Annotated in this window: 20 protein-coding genes; 12 read left to right on the plus strand and 8 right to left on the minus strand. The window is 71.2% G+C overall.

Annotated elements, in window-relative coordinates:
• Positions 1-8 precede the first annotated feature (8 nt).
• Positions 9-3,164: a BTAD domain-containing putative transcriptional regulator gene (locus ACIGWZ_RS32675; protein ID WP_400070385.1), complete on the minus strand. Its 3,156-nt coding sequence runs from the start codon at positions 3,162-3,164 to the stop codon at positions 9-11.
• Between the two features lie 159 nt (positions 3,165-3,323).
• On the opposite strand from ACIGWZ_RS32675, the gene ACIGWZ_RS32680 reads away from it, so the two are divergent.
• Positions 3,324-4,307 carry a DMT family transporter gene (locus ACIGWZ_RS32680; RefSeq protein ID WP_400070478.1) on the plus strand — a complete coding sequence of 328 codons (984 nt, stop codon included), beginning with the start codon at positions 3,324-3,326 and terminating at the stop codon, positions 4,305-4,307.
• 22 nt (positions 4,308-4,329) lie between these two features.
• On the opposite strand, the gene ACIGWZ_RS32685 is transcribed toward ACIGWZ_RS32680, so the two are convergent.
• Positions 4,330-5,391: a bile acid:sodium symporter family protein gene (locus ACIGWZ_RS32685; protein WP_400070387.1), complete on the minus strand. Its 1,062-nt coding sequence runs from the start codon at positions 5,389-5,391 to the stop codon at positions 4,330-4,332.
• Between the two features lie 204 nt (positions 5,392-5,595).
• On the opposite strand from ACIGWZ_RS32685, the gene ACIGWZ_RS32690 reads away from it, so the two are divergent.
• From ACIGWZ_RS32690 to ACIGWZ_RS32715, 6 genes are all read left to right on the plus strand, one after another.
• The gene (locus ACIGWZ_RS32690; RefSeq protein ID WP_400070389.1) at positions 5,596-6,459 is read left to right on the plus strand and encodes a LysR family transcriptional regulator; all 864 of its coding nucleotides are present in this window, start codon (positions 5,596-5,598) and stop codon (positions 6,457-6,459) included.
• Between the two features lie 234 nt (positions 6,460-6,693).
• Positions 6,694-8,520: an AMP-dependent synthetase/ligase gene (locus ACIGWZ_RS32695; RefSeq protein ID WP_400070391.1), complete on the plus strand. Its 1,827-nt coding sequence runs from the start codon at positions 6,694-6,696 to the stop codon at positions 8,518-8,520.
• A gap of 94 nt (positions 8,521-8,614) precedes the next feature.
• Positions 8,615-9,676 carry a hypothetical protein gene (locus ACIGWZ_RS32700; RefSeq protein ID WP_400070393.1) on the plus strand — a complete coding sequence of 354 codons (1,062 nt, stop codon included), beginning with the start codon at positions 8,615-8,617 and terminating at the stop codon, positions 9,674-9,676.
• 70 nt (positions 9,677-9,746) lie between these two features.
• Positions 9,747-10,580, plus strand: coding sequence for an aldo/keto reductase (locus tag ACIGWZ_RS32705; RefSeq protein ID WP_400070395.1), 834 nt, complete (start codon positions 9,747-9,749; stop codon positions 10,578-10,580).
• Positions 10,581-10,719: 139 nt separating this feature from the next.
• Complete coding sequence (locus ACIGWZ_RS32710) at positions 10,720-11,511, plus strand: VOC family protein (protein WP_400070397.1); 792 nt, start codon at positions 10,720-10,722, stop codon at positions 11,509-11,511.
• A 130-nt stretch (positions 11,512-11,641) separates the two neighbouring features.
• A complete protein-coding gene (locus tag ACIGWZ_RS32715) occupies positions 11,642-11,887 on the plus strand; it encodes a hypothetical protein (RefSeq protein ID WP_400070399.1) in 246 nt (81 codons plus the stop codon).
• Positions 11,888-11,893: 6 nt separating this feature from the next.
• On the opposite strand, the gene ACIGWZ_RS32720 is transcribed toward ACIGWZ_RS32715, so the two are convergent.
• Positions 11,894-12,499 carry a TetR/AcrR family transcriptional regulator gene (locus ACIGWZ_RS32720; protein WP_400070401.1) on the minus strand — a complete coding sequence of 202 codons (606 nt, stop codon included), beginning with the start codon at positions 12,497-12,499 and terminating at the stop codon, positions 11,894-11,896.
• A gap of 161 nt (positions 12,500-12,660) precedes the next feature.
• On the opposite strand from ACIGWZ_RS32720, the gene ACIGWZ_RS32725 reads away from it, so the two are divergent.
• Positions 12,661-13,512 carry a class I SAM-dependent methyltransferase gene (locus tag ACIGWZ_RS32725; protein ID WP_400070403.1) on the plus strand — a complete coding sequence of 284 codons (852 nt, stop codon included), beginning with the start codon at positions 12,661-12,663 and terminating at the stop codon, positions 13,510-13,512.
• A 141-nt stretch (positions 13,513-13,653) separates the two neighbouring features.
• On the opposite strand, the gene ACIGWZ_RS32730 is transcribed toward ACIGWZ_RS32725, so the two are convergent.
• The gene (locus ACIGWZ_RS32730) at positions 13,654-14,622 is read right to left on the minus strand and encodes a class I SAM-dependent methyltransferase (RefSeq protein ID WP_400070405.1); all 969 of its coding nucleotides are present in this window, start codon (positions 14,620-14,622) and stop codon (positions 13,654-13,656) included.
• 485 nt (positions 14,623-15,107) lie between these two features.
• Between ACIGWZ_RS32730 and ACIGWZ_RS32735 the strand changes: the two genes are divergently transcribed.
• On the plus strand, positions 15,108-16,031 hold the full coding sequence (locus ACIGWZ_RS32735) for a YihY/virulence factor BrkB family protein (protein ID WP_400070407.1): 924 nt from the start codon (positions 15,108-15,110) through the stop codon (positions 16,029-16,031).
• Between the two features lie 17 nt (positions 16,032-16,048).
• Here ACIGWZ_RS32735 and ACIGWZ_RS32740 read toward each other — a convergent pair whose 3' ends face one another.
• Positions 16,049-16,360, minus strand: a complete 312-nt coding sequence (locus ACIGWZ_RS32740) for a 4a-hydroxytetrahydrobiopterin dehydratase (RefSeq protein WP_400070409.1) — start codon at positions 16,358-16,360, stop codon at positions 16,049-16,051.
• A gap of 276 nt (positions 16,361-16,636) precedes the next feature.
• On the opposite strand from ACIGWZ_RS32740, the gene ACIGWZ_RS32745 reads away from it, so the two are divergent.
• Complete coding sequence (locus ACIGWZ_RS32745) at positions 16,637-17,449, plus strand: helix-turn-helix domain-containing protein (protein WP_400070411.1); 813 nt, start codon at positions 16,637-16,639, stop codon at positions 17,447-17,449.
• Between the two features lie 61 nt (positions 17,450-17,510).
• Here the strand turns inward: ACIGWZ_RS32745 and ACIGWZ_RS32750 are convergent, their stop codons facing one another.
• Positions 17,511-17,948 carry a nuclear transport factor 2 family protein gene (locus tag ACIGWZ_RS32750; RefSeq protein WP_400070413.1) on the minus strand — a complete coding sequence of 146 codons (438 nt, stop codon included), beginning with the start codon at positions 17,946-17,948 and terminating at the stop codon, positions 17,511-17,513.
• A gap of 618 nt (positions 17,949-18,566) precedes the next feature.
• On the opposite strand from ACIGWZ_RS32750, the gene ACIGWZ_RS32755 reads away from it, so the two are divergent.
• Entirely contained in the window at positions 18,567-19,625 is a 1,059-nt protein-coding gene (locus ACIGWZ_RS32755) for a zinc-dependent alcohol dehydrogenase family protein (RefSeq protein ID WP_400070415.1), read from the plus strand.
• An 85-nt stretch (positions 19,626-19,710) separates the two neighbouring features.
• Here the strand turns inward: ACIGWZ_RS32755 and ACIGWZ_RS32760 are convergent, their stop codons facing one another.
• The gene (locus ACIGWZ_RS32760; RefSeq protein ID WP_400070417.1) at positions 19,711-20,946 is read right to left on the minus strand and encodes an HTTM domain-containing protein; all 1,236 of its coding nucleotides are present in this window, start codon (positions 20,944-20,946) and stop codon (positions 19,711-19,713) included.
• Entirely contained in the window at positions 20,943-21,536 is a 594-nt protein-coding gene (locus ACIGWZ_RS32765) for a DUF5819 family protein (protein ID WP_400070419.1), read from the minus strand. Before ACIGWZ_RS32765 ends, ACIGWZ_RS32760 begins: the two co-directional genes overlap by 4 nt.
• Before the next feature lie 141 nt (positions 21,537-21,677).
• Here ACIGWZ_RS32765 and ACIGWZ_RS32770 point away from each other — a divergent pair.
• A partial coding sequence (locus tag ACIGWZ_RS32770) for a hypothetical protein (protein ID WP_400070421.1) occupies positions 21,678-22,054 on the plus strand: 377 nt, incomplete at its 3' end.

A 22,054-nucleotide genomic window follows, 5' to 3' on the forward strand; every position in this document is an offset into this window, starting at 1 on the left:
CCGCGGGCTCAGCCCGTCGGCTGAGCCGGCTCGGCGAGCGTCACCGCGACCACCTCGCGCCAGCTCGCCCGCTCCCCCTCCTGCGTCGCCTCGGTGAACCGCGTGTCACCGAGGCCACGCCGCGCGGCCTGCTCGATCCGGGCCACATCCGGTCGGGAGAGATCCGGCAGACCGCGCACCCCGGCGCTCGCCGCGAGCAGCCGCGCGGCCTGCTCGTACTGCCGGTCCCGCAGCGCCAGATCCGCGATCCCGACGAGCACCTGCGCGATCACGGGTGCATGCCCCGCCTCGGACGCCGCCTGGAAGGCCGCGATGCGGTGTTCGCGGGCCTCGTCGAGGTCGTCGGCGAGGTAGCCGAGCAGGTCTTGTCTCCCCGCGCGGACGTTCGCCCGCTCGGCGTCGTCGCCCAGCATCGCCGTCACGACATCGAGTTGCCGGTGTGCCTGCTCGGCGTCGCCGCTCCAGCGCGCGAGCTCCGCCTTCGCCAGCGCCAGCTCGGCCAGCGCATTGGGCCAGGCGACGCGTTCCGCGGACCGCTGCGCCTGGGCCAGGGCGGCCGCGCTGGAGTCCTCGTCGCCCAACAGCCAGTACAGCTGGGCCTGTCGCGACCGCATCCCCACGACGTCCTCGACGGCACCGACCTCGGTGACGACCGCGATCGCCTGTGCGTAGTACTCGCAGGCACCGGCGAACTCGCCGCGCATGGCGATGCGATTCGCCAGCTCGGTCAGGGCGAACGAGATCCCCCACCGTTCGCCGAGCGCGCGGAACTCGGTGAGAGCCGTCTCGAGATACGCGTCCGCATCCCGGCCGTCGTGGCCGAGCACGATCCGCATCTTGCCGAGGTGCAGCCGGGCAAGGGCGCGTACCCAGGGGTCGTCGTCGGTGAGCAGCGGTTCGAACGCGGGCAGGGACGCGTCCGGCGCGTGCAGCATGCGTTCCAGCGGGGCGACGAACGCCAGCGCCGGGTGACGGCTCTCAACGCGCCGGCTGATCTCGTAGGCCTGGTGGATCCACTCCTCGGCCTGGTACTGATCGCCCAGCCCGGAGGTCACGAACATGACGGCGAACGCGTACACCACGGCCCGGATGTCATCGGCCACCTCGCCGGGCAGGGCAGTGGCCGCCATGATCAGCTCGTTGCCCTCGGCCTTGTGCCCGCCGAGCCACCAGTACCACCCGGCGGCCGCCGCGAGCCGCATCGCCCCGCATGCCTCGCCGGCCGCCAGCGCGTTGCGCATCGCGGCGGCGAGGTTGTCGTGCTCGACCTCGAGCGCGGCAAGCCATTCCAATTGCTCGGCGCGGCGCAGGTGGGGATCCGCGGTTTCGGCGAGTTCGGTGAAGTGGGCGAGATGCGCCCGGCGCGCCAGGTCCGATTCCCCCGCCTCCGCGAGCCGCTGGGCGGCGTACTCCTTGATCGTGCCGAGCATCCGGTAGCGCGGCGCCCGGTCGCCCTCGGTGAGCACCAACGATTTCTCGGTCAGCGCGGTCAGCAACTCGAGTACCTGCCCCGCCTCGACCGCATCGCCCGCGCAGACCCGCTCGGCCGCTTCCAGGCTCGCGCCGCCGGAGAACACCGAGAGCCTGCGCAGCACCGTCCGTTCGGCGTCGGTGAGCAGTTCCCAGCTCCAGTCGATCAGCGCACGCAGCGTCCTGTGCCGCGGCAGCGCGGTACGGCTGCCGCCGGTCAGCAGGCGGAACCGGTCGTCGAGCCGATGGGCGAGCTGATCGAGGGACATGGTGCGCAACCTGGCCGCGGCGAGTTCGATGGCCAGTGGCATGCCGTCCAGCGCGCGGCAGACGCGCGCCATGGTCGACAGGGTGCGGGCGTCGATCACGAGGTCCTTGCGCACCGCGCCGGCGCGGTCCCGCAGCAGCCGGACGGCCGGAGAGGACTCGATCTCGCCGGGACCGGCGTCCGCCGCGGGCAGGGCCAACGGCGCGACCGGCCACAGTGCCTCACCGGTGATGCCGAGGGTTTCCCTGCTCGTCGCGAGGATCCGCAGGCGCCGGCACTCGCCGAGCACCCGATGGGCGAACGCCGCCACCGACTCGATCACGTGCTCACAGTTGTCCAGAATCAGCAGCATCGCCCGCTCGCGGACCGCAGCAATGACCCGGTCCGTCGGCTCCGCGTCCGGTGCCTCGCCGAGCAGCGCATCCCGCAGGCCGAGCGCGGCGAGCGTCGCCTGCGCCACGTCACCGTCCGCGCCGATGGCTGCGAGCTCCACCAGCCAGGCCCCGTCCGGCAGGTCGCCGAGCTGCGTGCGCGCGGTCTCCGTGGCCAGCCTGGTCTTCCCCGCACCGCCCGGCCCGATCAGGGTGGTGAGCCGATGTTCGGCGAGGAGTTCGCGGACCGCGGCGACCTCGGCGTCCTTGCCGACGAAGCTGGTCAGCTCGGCACGCAAGTTGGTCCTGCGGTTCTCCTCCCGCCGCCCCAACTCGCCCCGCAGCAACGCGACATGCACGGCGGACAGCTCCGGTGAGGGATCGACGCCCAGCGTGTTGGCCAGGGTTTCCCTCGTGCGCTGGTACACGAGCAGCGCCTCGGTGTCGCGACCGGTCTCGACGAGGGCCCGCATCAACGCGGCGACCAGCCGTTCCCGCACCGGGTGCGCGGCCACCAAGTCGGTCAGTTCCGTCACCAGCTTCGCCCCGTGGCCGAGGCCGATCTCCTCATCGAAGCGATCCTCCATGGCGGTCAGGCGTAGCCCCTCGAGCCGGGTGACCGCCGCGTCGAACGCGGCGCTGTCCGGCAGGCCGATGTCCTGCAGGGCCGCACCGCGCCACAGGGCGAGGGCCTCGCGCAGCAGCCGTATCCCCCGTGGATCCTCGTCGTTGCGGGCCTGGCCGACGAGGCGTTCGAACCGTACGGCGTCGACGGCATCGGGCTCCACGCTCAGCCGGTAGCCGTCCGTCCGCCCCTCGACCAGCCCTCCCGGCAGCGCCTTCCGCAGCCGGGACGCCAGGCGTTGCAGGGCATTCGTCGCGTCGGAGGGCGGCTGTTCGCCCCAAATCCAGTCGACGAGCGTCGACTTCGGGACCACGCGGCCCGGTTCGAGCGCGAGGGCGACCAACAGCCCGCGCAGCCGCGCGCCCGGCACGTCGGCCAGGGCGCCGTCGTCCGTCCGAACCTCGAAGGGTCCAAGTATCCCGATCTGCACCCGGTGGATTTTGCCATGGGCGTCTCGCAGACCTCCGACTGCTGAGCGCGCCAACTCGCTTGTCACACAAACATCGGCCCTTGCAGACTTGCGGGTCATATGCGCGTGCAGGAAGTACGCGCCGGGCGCTCCAGAGGGAGGCAATGCGTGAGCCGGTCGGTGGGGACAGCAGCGGCGGACGGCGCCGCCGGGTCCACGAACGGAGTGGACGGCCGGGCGCTCGCCGCAGCTTCCGTCACCGTGGTGCTCTGGGCATCGTCGTTCATCGCGATCCGCAGCTCCGCCGCGCATTTCGGGCCGGGCGCGCTCGCCTTCGGCAGGTTGGCGGTGGCCTCTGTGGTGTTGGGCGCCGTTCTGCTGGCCCGGCGTGGTGGATTCCCGCCCCGCGAGGCATGGCTCGGCATAGCCGCCTCGGGAGTCCTGTGGTTCGGCGCGTACATGGTCGCGTTGAACTGGGGTGAGCGTGAGGTCGATGCCGGTACGGCTTCCATGATCGTCAATGTCGGGCCGATCCTGATGGCGCTCCTGGGCGGCTGGCTGCTCAAGGAGGGCTTCCCGCCCAAGCTGATGGCCGGCATGGGGGTGTCGTTCCTCGGGGCCGTGGTGGTCGGGCTGGCCTCGTCGGGCGGGGGAGGGTCGTCGCTCGTCGGCGTACTGCTGTGCCTGTTCGCCGCGGTGGCGTACGCGGTGGGCGTGGTGCTGCAGAAGCCGACGTTGAAGCACGCCACACCGCTGCAGGTGACGACGTACGGCGCGCTCGTCGGAGCGGTGGCGTGCCTGCCGTTCGCCGGCCAGCTGGTGGCGGAGGTGGGCCGGGCTCCGGTGTCGGCAACATTGCAGGTGGTGTACCTGGGCGTCTTCCCGACGGCGCTCGCGTTCAGCACGTGGGCCTACGCGGTGTCCCGTACCACCGCCGGGAAGATGGGGGCCACGACCTACGCGGTGCCGGTGCTCGTCGTCCTCATGTCGTGGCTGTTCCTCGGCGAGGTGCCCGGCTGGCTCGCGCTCCTCGGTGGCCTCCTCTGCCTGGCCGGGGTCGCGGTGTCCCGGATGCCGGGGAGGGCGCAGGGGCCGGCTTCGGAGGGCGCGCAACGGAGTCGCGGGGCTGCCGAGCCCGACGTGTCGGCGGAGTCTGCACGGTAGGCGGCCGTCCCGCCCGTGCCGCCTACGGCCTTCCGCTCGCGACGGCGTCGGCCGGCTCGGCGCGGGGAGCGGCGCCCAGCGGCGTCGCCTCCCCCGCGTCGGCGTCGGCCTCCGCACGCGCCGCGAACCGCTTCGCCAGCACCGCGCACACCATCAGCTGCATCTGGTGGAACAGCATCAGCGGCAGCACCGCCAGTCCGGCCTGCGCGCCGAAGAGCACGCTGGCCATCGGCAGACCGGCGGCCAGGCTCTTCTTCGATCCGGCGAAGATGATCGCGATCCGGTCCTGCCTGCCGAAACCGAGCCTCCGGGAGCCGTACGAGGTACCGGTCAGCATCAGCGCCAGCAGCACGGCCTCCACACCCAGCAGGCACAACAGGCGCAGCGGCGAGACCTGGTGCCAGATGCCCTGGACCATTCCGGCGCTGAAGGCGGTGTAGACGACGAGCAGTATCGAGCCGCGGTCCACAAGACCGAGGGCCTTCTTGCGACGGGTGAGGAACGGGCCGACCCAGCGGCGCAGCAACTGCCCGGCGACGAACGGGAGCAGCAGCTGGCAGACGATGGAGACCAGCGAGTCGGTGGAGAAGCCGCCGCCGCCGCCGTGCAGGACGAGGCCGGCCAGCAGCGGGGTGACGACGATTCCGACGAGGCTGGAGAACGATCCGGCACAGATCGCCGCCGCCACATTGCCGCGGGCGAGCGAGGTGAAGGCGATGGAGGACTGGATCGTGGAGGGCACCAGGCACAGGAACAGCAGCCCGGTGTAGAGGGTGGGCGGCAGGACGGCCGGGACCAGCGCGCCGGCGGCCAGGCCGAGCAGAGGGAAGAGCGCGAAGGTGCAGGCGAGCACGGTGAGGTGGAGCCGCCAGTGGCGTAGCCCCGCCATCGCCTCGCGGGTGGAGAGCCGGGCGCCGTAGAGGAAGAACAGCAGGGCGACGGCTCCGGTGGAGGCCCCGTCCGCGAGGGTGGCGGCCGCTCCGCTCGCGGGCAGCAGCGCCGCCAGGCCGACGGTCCCCACCAGAGCCAGGATGTATCCGTCCACGGGCAGCCAGGAGGGCAGGGCGGGCAAGCGGCGGCGCATGGGCTCTCTTCGGGTCGTTCGGCGGTGCGTGGGCGCGGGGCACGGCATGGACGGTGCCCTCCTCAGCGTGCCGTTCCGCACGGCGATCGGGAACCCCTCTTACCGTGGTGACTGTCATCACGTATCGCGATGGACGCGCCATGATGGATACCTCGCGAGGGACGCACCGCGCCGAACGACGGGAGGCGGCGGACGATGAAGGCCATGTTCGAACCCGCGCAGCTGCGCACCTTTCTCACCGTGGCGCAGACGCTGAGCTTCACCCAGGCCGCGCACCGCCTCGGACTGCGGCAGTCGACGGTGAGCCAGCACGTACGGAAGCTGGAGGAGGCCGCGGGGCGGCGGCTGTTCGTCCGGGACACGCACGCCGTGGAGCTGACCGAGGACGGCGAGGCGATGCTCGGGTTCGCGCGCACGATCCTGGAGGCCAACGAGCGGGCCGCGAGCTTCTTCGCGGGGACGCGGCTGCGCGGCCGGCTGCGGTTCGGCGCCTCGGAGGACTTCGTGCTGACCCGGATGCCGGAGGTACTGGAGGGCTTCCGGCGGGAGCACCCGGAGGTCGATCTGGAGCTGACGGTCGAGCTGTCGGAGACGCTGCACGAGCGGCTGGCGGCCGGCCGGCTCGATCTCGTCCTGGCCAAGCGGGGTCCGGAGGAGTCGCGGGGGCGGCTGGTGTGGCGCGACCGGCTGGTGTGGGTGGGCGCCGAGCGGCTGCGGCTGGACCCGCAGCGGCCGGTGCCGCTGGTCGTCTACCCGCCGCCCGCGGTGACCCGCGCCCGCGCGCTGGAGGCGCTGGAGGGCCAGGGCCGCGAGTGGCGGATCGCCTGTACCAGCGGAAGCCTGAACGGACTTATCGCCGCAACTCGCGCCGGTCTGGGCGTTATGGCACACACCATGGGCATGATCCCGCCAGGTCTGGTGCGGATTCCGTCGCGCGCCGGGCTGCCGGAGCTGGGCGGGGTGGACTTCGTCCTGCTCCACGGGCGGCACTCGCGCGCGGCGCGGGGTCCGGCCGAGGCGTTGGCCGACGCGATCCTGGTGGGCGGCGACCGGCTGCACATGCCATAGGCACACGGGACATGGGCGCCGCTTGCAGAGATTTGGTGCAGAAACGGTCCCGGCACAGTGATAGTCCGGAGGCGAATCGGCCGGATCATGTCCTCGCTTACCCGAAGTAACCCGAATTCTGACCTTGGCCATTTCCCATGCACGCTGGTCCGCGCCGTGGTACGGCCCTCCCGGACGCCGCCGCCGTGGGGTACGGTCTCGGCCCTGTGAGGAGCACCACGAAGGGCTGGGTCATTGCGCGAGTTCACCGTCCCCCCTTTGGCAACCGCACCGCGGGTCGGCGGGCTTGCGGATTCCGTCTACGACAATGCCGATGCCGATCCCGGACGGGTCGCGCTGACGCGTAAGGACGACGAGGGGCACTGGCAGGACGTCACCTCGGCCCGGTTCCGGGACGAGGTCATGGCGCTCGCCAAGGGCTTGCTGGCGCAGGGCGTCCGATTCGGCGACCGGGTCGGCATCATGTCGCGTACGCGCTATGAGTGGACCCTGTTCGACTTCGCGCTGTGGTCCGTCGGCGCCCAGTCCGTCCCGCTCTATCCGACGTCGTCGGCCGAGCAGGTCTTCTGGATGCTGCACAACGCCGACGTCACGGCCTGCCTGGTCGAGCACGAGGACCATGCGATGACCGTCGGTTCGGTCATCGACCGGCTACCGCAGCTGCGCAAGCTGTGGCAGCTGGATGCCGACCCGGTGGCGGAACTGACCGCGGCCGGCGCGCACATCGAGGACGATGTCGTCCACCGCCACCGGATGGCCGTCACCCCCGACGCCACCGCGACGATCATCTACACCTCGGGCACCACGGGCCGCCCCAAGGGCTGCGTGATCACGCACGCCAACTTCATGGCCGAGGCCGACAACATGGTCCTGCGCTTTGAGCGGGTCTTCAAATCCAAGGCGGGCGAAACGGCGGCCACGCTGCTCTTCCTCCCGCTCGCCCATGTCTTCGGGCGGATGGTGCAGGTCGCGGCCATCCGCGGCCGGGTCCAACTGGCGCACCAGCCCGAGCTCGCGGCCCGTGCGCTCCTGCCCGACCTGCAGAGCTTCCGGCCGACGTTCATCCTCGCGGTGCCGTACATCTTCGAGAAGGTCTTCGCCGCGGCCCGGCGCAAGGCCGAGGCGGACGGCAAGGTCGGGCCCTTCGACAAGGCCGTCGAGATCGCGATCCGCTATGCCGAGGCGCAGGAGAACAAGGCGTTCGGCACCGGCTCCGGGCCCAGCGCCGCGCTGCGGATGCAGCACCAGATCTTCGACAAGCTGGTCTACAGCAAGGTCCGGGACGCCATGGGCGGCCGGGTGCGGCACGCGATGTCGGGCGGCTCGGCGATGGAGCGCCGGCTCGGGCTGTTCTTCGCCGGCGCGGGAGTGATCATCTACGAGGGCTACGGCCTGACGGAGAGCACCGCGGCCGCCACCGCGAACCCGCCCGAGCGGACCCGCTTCGGCACCGTCGGCGTACCCGTTCCCGGTACGACCGTGCACATCGCGGAGGACGGTGAGATCTGGCTGTACGGCGGCCAGATCTTCCAGGGTTACCACAACGACCCGAAGGCCACCGATGCGGTGCTGCACGACGGCTGGTTCTCCACCGGCGACCTGGGCGCCGTGGACGAGGACGGCTATCTGACGATCACCGGCCGCAAGAAGGAGATCCTGGTCACCTCCGGCGGCAAGTCGGTCTCTCCGGTCGGCCTGGAGGAGCGGGTGCGGGCCCATCCGCTGGTCGCGCAGTGCATCGTGGTCGGCAACGACCGGCCGTTCATCGCCGCTCTGGTGACGCTGGACCCGGAGGCGGTCGCGCACTGGCTGACCATGCGCGGCAAGCCGGAGATGCCGCCGACCGACCTGGTGCGCGACCCGGACCTGGAGACCGAGGTCCGGCGCGCGGTGGTGGCCGCCAACACGTTGGTCTCGCAGGCCGAGTCGATCCGTACGTTCCGGATACTGGCCAACCAGTTCAGCGAGGAGCACGGCCTCTTGACGCCCTCGCTGAAGCTCAAGCGGAAGGCGATCGAGACGACGTACGGGGCCGAGGTGGACGCGCTGTACCGGGCGTGACGGCCCCCCACGGCGGCCGGCCTCCGCCGCACGGCGGAGGGCGATCGTCCCCGCGGCGGACGTCCGGCGCGGCGGAGGTCAGCAGACTCCGGGCATGGACACCCGCCGCCTCACCCTGCTCGGCCGGACCGCGGTCGCCGCCTGCGCCCCGTACCTCACCCTGAAGCTGCTGTGGGTGCTGGGCTTCGACATCGGCATCGTCGACCCCAGGCGCTTCGACCACGCCGTCTGGCTCTCGGCCAATGTCTTCACCTTCCTCCTGGACGCCGTCGCCGCCCTGGTGGCGCACACCCTCACCCGCCCGAGCGGGCTCCGTGCCCCGGCGTGGCTGCTGGCCTTCCCTCTGTGGATGGCGTCCGGCCTGCTCGTTCCGCTCATGCTGGGTGTCTCCGGCAGCCTCCTCGCCGGCCCCTTCGTCGACGGCCCCCACCCGATGGCCCGCGGCGACTTCCTCGAACCATGGGTCTTCGCCGTCGTCTACGGCGGCTTCATCGTCGAGGGCCTCGCGCTCTTCGGGGCGTTCGCGGTGTACGCGCACCGGCGCTGGGGCGGCCTGCTGCGCCGCCCGCTGCGCGACCTTCCGAACACCGGTACCCGCGCCGTGCAGCGGATCCTGGCGCTGCCCGCCGCGGTGCTGGCCGTTGCCGTCGGAATCGTCCAGCTCCTGTGGGGCACGGGCTCCACCTTGGGCGTCACCGCGGCCGAAGCGGACGCCCGCACCGTCGTCGTCCACGCCTCCGACTGCGTACAGGGCCTGCTCTCGCTGGCCGGCGCCCTCGGAGTCCTGCTGCTGCTCTTCCCCCGCCTGCTGCCCCGCCGGGCGCCGCTCGTCGGGCTGCGCGTACGGGTGCCGCTGACGCTGGCCTGGGTCGGCAGCGCGGCGGTCTTCGCTTGCGGCGGCTGCCTGTGGGTGACGCGGACGGTGGCCGGCGCCCTCGTCGCGGGCGTGTCCCGGGCGCCGGGCGGTCTGCCGTGGCTCGTCGGTGCCGCGGAGCTGTTCACCGGGCTGGTGCTGCTCTGCGCGGGCGCCTTCACCCTCGCCGAGTTGACGGCCGGGACCCCGAAGGGGCCTGCCCGGCCCGGCTCACCCGACCGGTCCGGAATGTCCCCCTCGCGGCTCCCTCGGCGGGAATGCTCGACGGTGGATGATCGTTGACATCCGAGAGCGCGCATACACAGGAACGCGCATGTACGCACAGTCGACCGATGTAAGGATCGAATCCCCCGTGAGCAAGGTTCCGTCCATCACGCTCAACAACGGCATCGCGATGCCCCAGCTCGGCTACGGCGTCTTCCAGATTCCGGACGACGAGGCGGCCACCGCCGTCGGCCATGCCCTGGAAGCGGGCTACCGCAGCATCGACACCGCCGCGATCTACGGCAACGAGGAAGGCACGGGCAAGGCCCTCACCACCTCCGGCATCCCCCGCGACGAGCTCTTCGTCACGACGAAGCTGTGGAACTCCGACCACGGCCACGACGCCACCCTGCGCGCCTTCGACGCCTCCCTGGCCAAGCTCGGCCTGGAGTACGTGGATCTGTATCTGATCCACTGGCCGCTGCCTGCCGAGGACGCGTACGTCGAGACGTACAAGGCCCTCGAGAAGATCTACAAGGACGGCCGCGCCAAGGCGATCGGCGTCTCCAACTTCCTGCCCGCCCACCTGGAGCGGCTGCTGGGCGAGACCTCCGTCGTCCCGGCGGTCAACCAGATCGAGCTGCATCCGCAGTTCCAGCAGGCCGAGTCGCGCGCCGTGCACGACCGGCACCACATCGCGACCGAGGCCTGGTCGCCGCTGGGCCAGGGCCGCGGGCTTCTCGAGGACGCGAAGATCGCCGCGCTCGCCGAGAAGCACGGCAAGACCCCCGCGCAGGTGGTGCTGCGCTGGCACCTCCAGCTCGGCAACATCGCGATCCCCAAGTCCGTGACCCCGTCCCGGATCCGGGAGAACATCGACGTCCTCGGCTTCGAGCTGGACGACGCCGATATGGGCACCCTCGCCGGTCTCGACGCGGGCAACCGCCTCGGCCCGGACCCGGCCACGTTCGACGTGGCCTGAGGCGGCCGGCCCGGGGCGCCGTGCGCTGCGCCCGGCCCGTCGAGTGGCGGGCCGGGCGGGTGGCGGGAACTGTGGAGAGAGCGGGTGGTCCCTGCGCCCATCGGCAGGGGCACGTACCACGCCCTCCGAGGAGGCAACGATGCCTGAAGTCACCGCTCCGTACGCGCCCGGGACACCCTGCTGGGTCGATCTCGCGGCCCCCGACCAGCAAGCCGCCATCGATTTCTACTCGGGCCTGTTCGGCTGGACCGGGGAGGTCGGGCCATCGGAGACCGGCGGCTACGCCGTATGCCAATTCAAGGGCAAGCCGGTGGCCGGAATCATGGCCGCGATCCCGATGGGCGGCCAGCCCGCACCCCCGACGGTGTGGACCACGTACCTCTCGTCCGACGACGCCGACGCCACCGAGCGCGCGATCGATGCGGCGGGCGGCACGGTGTGCATGCCCGTCATGGACGTGATGACGCTGGGCCGGATGTGCATCGCCACCGACCCCAGCGGAGCCGCTTTCGGCGTCTGGCAGCCGCGCGACTTCCCCGGCGCCGGCATCGTCAACGAGCACGGCGCCGTGATCTGGAACGAGCTCAACACCACAAACCAGAAGGCCGCGGCCGCCTTCTACGAAAGGACCCTCGGCATCGGGACCCACCCCATGGAAGGCGCCGAGGGCTACTTCGCGCTCAGCGTGGGCGGACGCCCGGTGGGCGGCATGCAGCCGATGCCCGCGGGCGTGCCCGAGGGCGTCCCCTCCCACTGGCTGACGTACTTCTCGGTGGCGGACACCGACGAGACGGTCGCCACGCTGCAGAAGGCCGGCGGGTCGACGCTCAAGCCGCCGTTCGACATGGTCGCCGGGCGGATGGCCGTCGTACAGGACCCGCAGGGCGCGCCCTTCGCCGTGATCAACCCGAAGCCGATGAACGAGAGTTGAGCGGTCCGGCGGCCGGCACGGCGGTGCGGTGAAGGCGCCCGCGCGCGGGCGGAGCATTCTGCGGCCCGATCGGCACGGTGTCCGCGCTGCGCGTAGCATCTGGCGATCGGAACCGGCGGACGGGGGACGGATGTCGAGGCGGGCCAGGTACTGGGCGGCGGGGGTATGGGTGGCCCTGGTGATCGCCGGAGGGGGCGCCACCGTGCTGCTCCAGGAACCGCACACCGCGGCCGGCCAGCGGCATCCGACCCCCGACGACCGGCCGTCGCCCAGGCACCCCACCGCGAGGTGGACCGACTGCCCCACCTCCGCACCCCGCCCCGACGGGGGCGGGCACGCCCTGGAATTGGCCTGCGCCGTCAAGGTGGGCGACTGACGGCCGTCATGCCGGGCCGGCGGCCTCCCCGGCGCCGGCCAGCAGGGCGACCAGCCGCTCCGCCTGCGCACGCTGGTCCGGTGCGCCGGACCAGCTGGTCATGAGCAGATGGTGGACGGTGCCGACGAGCGCCAGCGCGACCGCGCCGGTGTCGGTGCCCTCCGCCAGCCGCCCGAGCCGCTGTTCGGCCCGCAGATAGGCGGCGATCGCCTCCTCGACGGCGGCGAAGCCCGGCGCCCCGGTCTCCAGCGCCTGGCGTACGCGCAGGAAGGCGGCGGGACGGGTGAGGGCGAGACTCGCGACCGTCGGGCCCACGGAGTCGAGCAGTACGTGCGCGACGGCGACGAGGTTCTCGACGACGGTGTCCCGGCCCGCCCGCGCGGGGAGTTCCCGGGCCGTCCGCGCGGTGCGCGCGAACCGGTCCAGGCAGAGTTCGGCGATGAACTCGTCCAGCCCGGCGAAGTGGGCGTTCAGCAGCCCCTTGGCGCAGCCCGCCTCGCTGGTGATCGCCCGTCCGGTCAGGCCCGCCGGACCCTCCCGCACCAGTACCTGCTCGGCGGCGGCGAACAGCCGCTCGCGCACATCGGGAATCGCCACTCCACGCGGTGACATAGGACCTGGGACCTCTTTCCTGGTGCAGACTCCCGCCCATCCCACCACGCCCGAACAGGCCGGCGCAGGGCGGGGGTTGCCAGTATGGGCACGCGCCCATACTGTTTGGGCACTTGCCCATACTAGGCGCGGACAGCCGTGCCCCAAGGAGGTCGTCCGGCATGCGGCGGACCGGCAACACCGAGCAGGAGACGGCATGGAACGGTTACGAAGGCGGCCACTGGGCCCGCAATCAGGACCGGTGGGACGCGGTGAACGCCGGCTTCAACGAAGCCCTGCTCACCGCGGCCGCGATCGGGGCGCACGACCACGTCCTCGATGTGGGCTGCGGCGCCGGACTCACGACCCGGCTGGCCGGGCGCCGGGCGGTCGACGGGCGGGCCGTCGGCCTCGATCTGTCCGGCCCGATGCTGGAGCGCGCCCGCGCCAGTACCGCCGAGGAGCGGCTCGCCCATGTGACCTTCGAGCAGGGTGACGCGCAGACCCACCCCCTCCCCCCGAACGCCTTCGACGTCGTGATCAGCCGCTTCGGGGTGATGTTCTTCGCCGACCCCGTCGCCGCCTTCGCCAACATCCGCCGCGCGCTGCGCCCCGGTGGCCGGATGGCGTTCATCTGCGGTGCCGGCCCCGAGGGCAACGAATGGCTGGCGGCCGTCACGGCGCTGCGCGCCCACCTGCCCGTCGGGGACTTCGGCGCCCCGGGCAGCGCCGGCATGTTCTCCCTCGCGGACCCGCAGCGCGTCCACGACGTACTGTCCGCGGCCGGATTCACGGACATCACCACGACCCATGCGACGGGGTACGGCACTTGGGGCCGGGACGCCGACGACGCGGCCGCGCTGCTGCTGGAGTCCGGCCCCGGGCGCCATATGTCCAGCCAGGTCGCACCGGAGGTACGGGAGCGCGCCCGCACCGCCCTCACGGCCACCCTGCGCCGGCACGAGGACGCCGACGGGGGCGGCGTGCGGCTGCGCGGCACGGGATGGCTGGTCACCGCCGGCCGCGCGGCCTGACGGCACCATCGCGGCGGGCCGCGCACAAACCAACCACGGCACAAACCAACCACGACACAAACCCTCAACGGCCCCCGCCCCGGCCCACCTCACTGCGGGGTGCCACACGCGCCATACACAAACCAACCACGACGCAAACCGTCAACGGCCCCCGCCCCGGCCCACCTCACTGCGGGGTGCCGCGAAGGCCATGTGCACCGTCTGGACGGCGAGCAGGAAGGCGTCCGGGCGGCGGGCCAGACCGGCCGCGTCGTGCCGGTCGTTGAGGCGGGAGAGGGTGGTCAGATCGTCCTCGTCCAGCTGGTCGCCGTATGCCTCCATGGCGCGGCCGGTCCTGGAGAGGACGTAGTCGCGGGCGGCGGTGGACAGCGGGGCCGGCAGGTCCAGCAGGAAGCTGCGGGTACGGGGGGTGCGCAGGCCGGCGTCGGCGAGGAAGGCGGGCCAGTCCTCGACGGCGCCCTCGGCACCCGGCAGCGCCGACCGCATCTGCGTGAACCACTCCTCGGCGACCGCGTCGAGGCGGGACTGCAGCCCCGGGCGGCCGATGCCGATGTCGCGCGGCAGGAAGCGCGGGGCCAGGCCGCCCTCGGCGATGGCGAGCACACCACCGGGCCGCAGATGCCCGGCGAGGGCGGCCACCACGCCCCGCTGGTCGCCGATGTGGTGCAGCGCATTGCTGGACCAGATGAGGTCGGCCCCGTCGAGCGCGTCCAGCCCGTCGGGGACCTCGGCGGCATGGGTACGGATGCGGTCGCCGAGACCGAGGCGGTCGGCGCGGGCGCGGGCCCGCTCCAGCAGGCCCTCGGTCGGGTCCACCGCCACCACCTCCGCGGCGGGGAACGCCTGGGCCAGGATGCAGGTGGCGACGCCCGGCCCGCTGCCGATGTCGAGCACCCGGCGTACATCGTCGGGGCCGGGTCCGCCGTCGGCCGCCGTGAGCAGCTCGCGCAGCCAGCCCGTCGCCTGCTCATAGACCGGTGTGTGCACCTCGGCACCGCTCTCCAGGTACGGGCCGAGTTCCTCCCAGCCCACGGGGGTGCCGTGGTCGTGCGCGTGGTGCCCGTGTCCGGGGCCGCCCCGGCCGTGTGCTGAGTGATCATGATTGCTCATGCGGTCGAGCCTCCGATACGGATCGTCCCGGGGCAACCACCGTTGCCGTTTCGGCAACCCCCGCTCCCGCCGGACCACCGGCTCGCCGTAAGGTCTGGCCTGTGGCTACTCCGGGAGGGATGCCGTCGGCCGAATCGGCGCGGCGGCCGTGCGGGCCGTGCGGGCCGTGCGAAGACCGGTATCCGGCGGCGCCGCGGCAGGGCCGGGACCCGCTCGCGCGCCTCCCCGCCGCCTGACGGCACACATCGCGGACCACGGGGCAGCGGACCATGGGGCAGGACGTCGAGCCGGGACATCGGGGTAGAGACAACAAGGCAGGACCACGGGCCACGAGCCCGACCGACGAACCCGATCGCCGAACCACGAGCCACGAGCCACGACCGATGACCCACGAACCACGACCGACGAACCCGACCGGCAGAGAGGACGGAAACGACATGGGCGGGAGCGGCTGCGACTGCGGATCGCCACACCGAGGGACCGCCATGTGCGCCGACGCCGCGCCGCCCGTACCCGCCGCGGCCCCCGCCGACCCGCCGACCCGTACGGCGCTGCCGACCTGGGCCCAGTGCCGCACCGCGCTGCGCCGCACACCGGGCTCCGTCTGGCACAACGATGTCACCGACTGGGCGGCCAGCCTGACGTACTACTCGGTGCTGGCGCTGCTTCCGTCGATCATCGTCACGGTGTCGCTGATCGGTCTGGCCGACCCCTCGGCCACCGTGCAGCTCATCAACCAGATCGGCTCCCTCGCACCGGCCGGCTCCGGCCCGTCGGTACGCCATGCGCTGATCGTCATGGCCCATCAGCGCACCGCCGCCTGGGTCGTGGTGGGCGGCGCGCTGGTCAGTGCGCTGTGGTCCGCGTGCAGCTATCTCGCGGTGTTCCGCCGGGCGCTGCACGCCATGCACCGGACGAAGGACGACCGGCCGCCGTGGCGCAAGGCGCCGCGCATCCTCGCGACCGCGCTGCTGCTGATGGCGCTGCTGATCAGCAGCGCGGTGGTGCTGCTGGTGAGCGGTCCGATCGCGCGTGCCGCCGGCCGTGCGCTCGGGCTGGGCGAGGCCGGCGAGGCCACCTGGAATCTGCTGAAGTGGCCCCTGCTGTTGCTGCTGGCCGCCGTGCTGGCGATGGTGCTGTTCCGGTCCGGTCCGCCGAGTTCGCGCGGCGTCCGGCGCGCGGCGCCCGGTGGAATGGTGGCGGTCCTGCTGTGGCTGGTGTCCTCCGCGGGCTTCTCGGCCTATGTGTCGTACGTCGGGACGTTCAACCGCCTCTACGGCTCGCTCGCCGGCCCGCTGGTCTTCCTCATCTGGCTGTGGTTCTCGCATCTGTCGCTGCTGTCCGGGGCCCAGTTCAATGTGGAGCTGCTCCGCGCCGGCCGCTTCGTCAAGCTGCCCGAGCGCACCTGACCGTGCGGACGCCCCGCTCAGCGTGCGCCGTGGGCGGAGGCGATCGCCTCGATACGGCGCGCGAGACCGAAGTCGAGAGCGGTGATCCGGCCACCGATGCTGTGGGTGTTCACCGCCACGGCGAGCCGGTTGTAGCCCAGGTTCAGATCGGCGTGATGGCCCAACTCCTCCTGGATCTGCGCGATGTGGATGACCATCACCGCGGCCGGAAGGTGCCCGTCGAAGGCGTAGCGGCGGCGCAGCAGCTCCCCCTCGACGGACCAGCCGGGCAGCTCCGCCAGGCGGTCCTCGATCTCCTTGATGCCGAGCGGTTCCACCTGGGCGCTCATGACACTCACCTCTTCCCCGTGTGCCGGACATGGGATGTCGTACCGGATGCCGTACGTCGGATGTCGCGTGCCGGATGTCGCATGCCGGTGCCGGGTGCTGCACGCGTCGCTGCCCGGCCGCCGTGACGGTTCCAGCGTGGCACGGCGCGGGGCCCCGAGCGCCGACGTACGAAGGGGCGGCTCGGCAATTGGCCCGGCATGGACCATTACTGACGGGTAGTCCGAGTACGGGGACCCGGTCCACCGCCCCGACGCAGGTGGGTTACCGTCCCTGCCATGACAACTGTCGCGGCGCTTGCGCCGGAGACCACGGGGGCGGGGACGCTGCTGCGCGCATGGCGCAACCGCCGCAACATCAGCCAGCTGGATCTGGCACTGCGCGCCGACTCCTCCGCCCGGCACATCAGCTTCATCGAGACCGGCCGCTCCCGCCCCAGCCAGGAGATGGTGCTGCGGCTCGCCGAACACCTCGACGTCCCCGTACGCGAGCGCAACGCCCTGCTGATCGCGGCCGGTTACGCGCCGGTCTATCCGGAAACGCCGATGGACGACCCCTCGATGCAGGCCCTGCGCACCGGCATGGAGCGGCTGCTGACCGGCTACGAGCCGTTCCCCGCGCTGGTGGTGGACGGCATGTACAACGTCCAGGCGGCGAACCGGGGCATCACCATGCTGCTGGAGGGGATCGACGAGTCCCTGCTGCGGCCACCGCTCAACGCCATGCGGATCACCCTGCACCCGGGCGGCCTGGCGCCCCGTATCCGCAACTTCCTGGAGTGGCGCGGCCATCTCTTCGCCCAGATGGAACGGCAGTTGGCGCTGATGCGGTCCTCGCCGCTGCGGGCGCTCTACGACGAGGTACGGCACTATCCGCTGCCCGAGGGCGGGCGGGAGGTGGCGTGCTTCGGCGAGCATCCGCCCTTCGCGCTGCCCATGATGATCGAGCACGGGGGCGTGGTGCTGTCGTTCATCTCCACCATCGCCACGTTCAACACCCCGATGGATGTGACCGTCTCCGAACTGGCGGTGGAGACCTTCCTCCCCGCCGACCCGGAGACGGTCGCCCAGCTGCGGAAGCTGGAGCCGTGACCGATCGCGATTCCGCTGCCGGTTCGGCTCCCGGTCCCGGTCCGGATTCCGAATTCCGGATCTACGCTGCCGAGGGCGGCACCCGGTCCAGAAACCCGCACACCGAACGGATCCGGCCGTCCTTGTCCAGCCGCACGACGTCGAACCCGGCCACCGGTGCCGAACCGTCCGCCTCGTTGACCAGCTCCCACCCGAAGCGGGCAAGGTCGTGGTGTCCGTCCACGTCCCCCAGCGGCCGGAAGACGAACCCCGGGAACTGCGCATGCGCCCCGGCGATCAGCGCCGCGAGCCCTTCGTGCCCGGCGACGTCGGCCATCGGGTCGGTGTAGGTGGCGTCGTCGGCGAACGCCTCGGCAACGGCCTTGTCCAGGACCGCCGCGTCGGTGGCGTTCCATGCCGCGAAGTAACGGGCGACGGCGGCCGGGTATCCGTCGCTCCCCTGCGGGGCCTGCGGGTTCTGCTGGGCTGCCGCCCGCTGCTGCTCGTGCTGAGTGGTCATGACGCGCTCCTCGTGCGGTCCGCCGTGCAGGGCACGGTCGTGGTCGGTTGCCGGTTCACGGGCCGGAGTGCGCCGGCCCGTGAACCGATGCCCTCACTCTGGCGGGCGGCGGGGCGGGGGTCGATTACGCGCGAGGTAATGGCGGCGGTGCGCCCGGCGGCGCGCCGGCGAACCGCGGGCATGAGGCGGGGACACCCTCTGTGGCTGGGGCGGTCGGAGGCTGGATTGCCGCTGGATTGCAGAGCCTGTCAGTGACGCTTAGCGTGATGTCGGGGGCTTCAGGGGCTCTCTGGCGCGGTGCGTGGGGCGGACTCGGCAGGGCATATGCCCGGGGTCCGGTCCATCGAGGTGATCAATGACGACGGACAGCACACGGACGCGCGTCAAGAATCTCGCCGACACCGTCAGGCATCCGATCCGTTCGCCGATCCTCCACGCCGACCTCGGATCAGTTCGCTGCGGCGAGCGGTCCTGATCACGGACCTCAGCGGGCCGAAGGTGCGGAGCCCGGTCTCCGACGAAGATGCCGCCACCGGCGTCGTTCCCGTCATTCCTGTCCAGAACGCCCGCCGAGTTCGTCGGACACCGAGAGACGAAAGGTCACTCATGCCGCACTCCATGCGCGCGCTGGTAGCCGGAAAGGTTGGCGAGCCGGCCGATGTCCTGCGGCTGGAATCCCGTCCTGTTCCCACGCCGGAAGCCGGTCAGGCGTTGATCCGCGTGAAGGCGACTCCGATTCACGCCAGTGATCTGCACGTGCTGCGTGGCCGCTACGGTTTCTCCCCCGAGCTTCCCGCTGTCGGGGGTCACATGGAATGCGTGGGCCGTATTGAGGCCCTGGGCCCGGATGTCGAGGGACTGCAGACCGGCGAGCGCGTGGTGGCCGTTGCCGTCCCGGCGGTACCCGGGCCGCATGTGGCCGGCACGTGGCAGGAATACCTTGTTGCCGATGTACGAAGGCTCCTGCCGGTCCCCGATCGTCTGAGCGACTCCAGCGCCTGTCAGCTCGCCGTCAACCCGTTGACCGCGCTGCTCCTGGTGACGCGCGAACTCGACGTACGGCCGGGCGCATGGTTGTTGCAGACGGCCGCGGGCTCCACCGTCGGCCGGCTCGTCATTCAGCTGGCCAAACATCTGGGTATCCGCACGCTCAATGTCGTGCGGCGGCGCGCTGCCGTCGAGGAGATCGAGGCGCTCGGTGGCGACGAGGTCATTTGCACGGAGGACGAGGACCTGGTGCAGCGCGTGGCCGAGATCGCAGGACCGGCCGGCGTGCGCAAGGCCACCGACTGTGTCGCGGGCGACGTGGGTGCCCAGGTGTCCCAGGCATTGGCTCCGGGAGGAGAGGTCGTGGTCTACGGCGCGCTCTCCACCCATCGGCAGACCGACCCGGCAGCGCTGACGATCCCGCTGCAGGCACGCTCGCTCATCTACGAGTCCAAAGCAGTCCGTGGCTTCTGGCTCAACCGCTGGTTCGGCACGGCCTCACCTGCGGATGTGCTGCGTGCGCTGTCCGAGGTTCGCAGTCTCGTCGCCGATGAGGTGCTGAGCATCCCCCAGGGCCAGCCGTTCCCGCTCGAACGCTTCGCTGAAGCCCTCTCGTTCGCCGAAGCTCCCGCACATGGCGCGAAACCGCTCTTCGTCTTCGAGGACGGCCGGGACGAGGACGACACGTAGGACGCGGCCATCGGACCGGCAGGGCACAGCGGTGCAGGTCGCAGGGCACGGCGCGAAGATGACCGCGCGGGAACCGCGGCGCCTCTCACGAACGGAAATGGACGAGCTCGGTCTGTTCCTCGGCCACCTGTGGGCGGGCTTTGCGGCGGGCCCGCGGTACCGCGCGTGCCACGCGGTCGCCCGCCCACCGCAGGATGGAGGTCGGGAGGAAGAGCGAGTCCGCCGCGATCATCGCCAAGGAGAAGAAAGGCAGGCCGAGCAGAATCCCGATGCCCGCATGCATGCTCATCATGATCGCGACCATCACGGTCCGCAGGCGCCTGTTGAAGAGCGTGAAGGGAAAGGCGACTTCGACCATCACCGTGCCGTAGGTCAGCAGCAGGACGATGAAACTGCTGCTCGCGATGGCGTGCGACAAGGCGGGCCATGGGGTGTAGACGCCGACGTGCAAGGGGTAGTAGAGCGCCGTGCCGTCCTGCCAGAGGGAGCCCTGGATCTTGTACCAGCCGGAGGCGGAGTAGATCAGGCACACCTGGACCGCGATCACGAGCAACGCACCCGCGTGCACGACGTTGCCGACCATGTCCATCACCGTGCGGGGCTCGCCGGGCGCATAGCGGCGTATCAGCCACCACGCCGCCTGCACGACGACGAAGCCCCAGAGCAGCACGGCCCAGCCCGTGCCCACCTTGCCCAGCACGGTGCCCAGGACAAGCGCGGCGGTACAGAGCAACCACATGACGATGCCGACGACATCCCGGCAACTGCCGCCGTCCTCGCGGACGTTCGCGCGACGCCGCGCGTCCAGCGACCAGACTTGGCCGCAGCGCGTGAACACCAGGTAGATCGCAAAAACGTGGACGACGTCGTTGCCGGCGTTCCCCACATAGGGATTGCGGTGCAGGAGCGCCAGCACACCGATCAGGAAGAGCAGCGAAGCGGTACGGGTTCGCCACCCGAGGAGCAGCATCACCGACGCGATCATCGCCGCCGCGTAGACGAACTCGAACCACAGCCGGCCGTCGGACCACATGAGGACGGTGAAGGCGTGATTCGTGGAGATCAGTTCACGGGCCATGCTCCAGCTCAACGGGCTGCCCGGCCCATAGAGCTCGTTGCGGTGCACCCACTCGCGGAGCAGATAGGCGAGCCAGGTGAACGAGAATCCGATCCGGATGGCGGCCGACTGGTACGGCGCGATGGCGCCGCCGGTGATCCGTCCGAGGCCCCGCCTGATCGCTGTGCCAGTGCCGCGACGAAGCCCTTGGAAGGGGGACGGCACGGATTCGCGGCCGGGGGTGGCCGGAGAGTATGCGGTCACTTGAAGTCCTCGGTGTTGACGGTCCACCACGGCATCAGCTGATAGCTGGTCTGGGTGTCGGTTTTCTTGGCGACCCACGGAGGCGTCTCCACCGGGGTGACGGCCGAGCGCAGCTGGATGCGTACCACGGTGCCGCCGTTGAGGTGCGGCCCGAATCGATGAGCGACGATGCGCAAGAGATACTGCTGCGTCAGGTTTCCCTGCGGTCCGAGTGACCGGCCCTGGGGATCGTGCAGGTCGGCATAGTTGCCCCAGGCGGTGGAGAGTTCGCTCTGCTGCGTTTGACTGGGAAAGGCGTTGTGCACGATCCGCGCCTCGTCCATGGCGCCCAGGTCCACCCAACTGGTGGTAGTGACGTTTCCGTCGGGCATCACGACGTTGGCGCGTGCCTGCACATGGGTGTTCTCGTTCTGCGGGTTGGGGGCGAAGAGCTTCCAGCCCTGCGTAAAGTCAGGGGAGACGTACGTGTGGATGCCTGCGGCGTGCTTCTGGGAGAGTGCGTTCGTGGGGGCGACGTTGAGGAAGACCGTCGCCAAGTGCACGGCAGCCGCGATCACGACGCCCACCACGACGACCACGACGATGGTCACGGACAGTGGCGAGAGGCCGGATATCCGCCTCGGCCCGCCGACGGGATCCGGTGGCAATCCAGAACTCCGGCCCGCGCCGTCGCCCGGAGTCTTTCCGGTCGGCGCGGGCCGGTCCGGAAGTGCCTCGTCGGCCGCCTTTATATGAGGCGGCTTCTTGGCATTCCCGGTCCCCATGGCTTACTAGCCTGCATTGCCTGCGGCGTTGCCGATGGCATTGCCCAGGCCTCCGGCTCCGCCAGCGTTACCTGCTGCGTTGCCGATCGCGTTACCCAGGCCACCAGCACCGGCTCCACCAGCGTTACCTGCGGCGTTACCGATCGCATTGCCCAGGCCACCAGCACCGGCTCCACCAGCGTTACCCGTGGCGTTACCGATCGCATTGCCCAGGCCACCAGCACCGGCTCCACCAGCGTTACCCGTGGCGTTACCGATCGCATTGCCCAGGCCACCAGCACCGGCTCCACCAGCGTTACCCGTGGCGTTACCGATCGCATTGCCCAGGCCACCAGCACCGGCGC

The sequence above is a fragment of the Streptomyces sp. NPDC053427 genome, from assembly GCF_044544985.1.
In the GTDB taxonomy this organism is placed as follows: Bacteria; Actinomycetota; Actinomycetes; order Streptomycetales; family Streptomycetaceae; genus Streptomyces.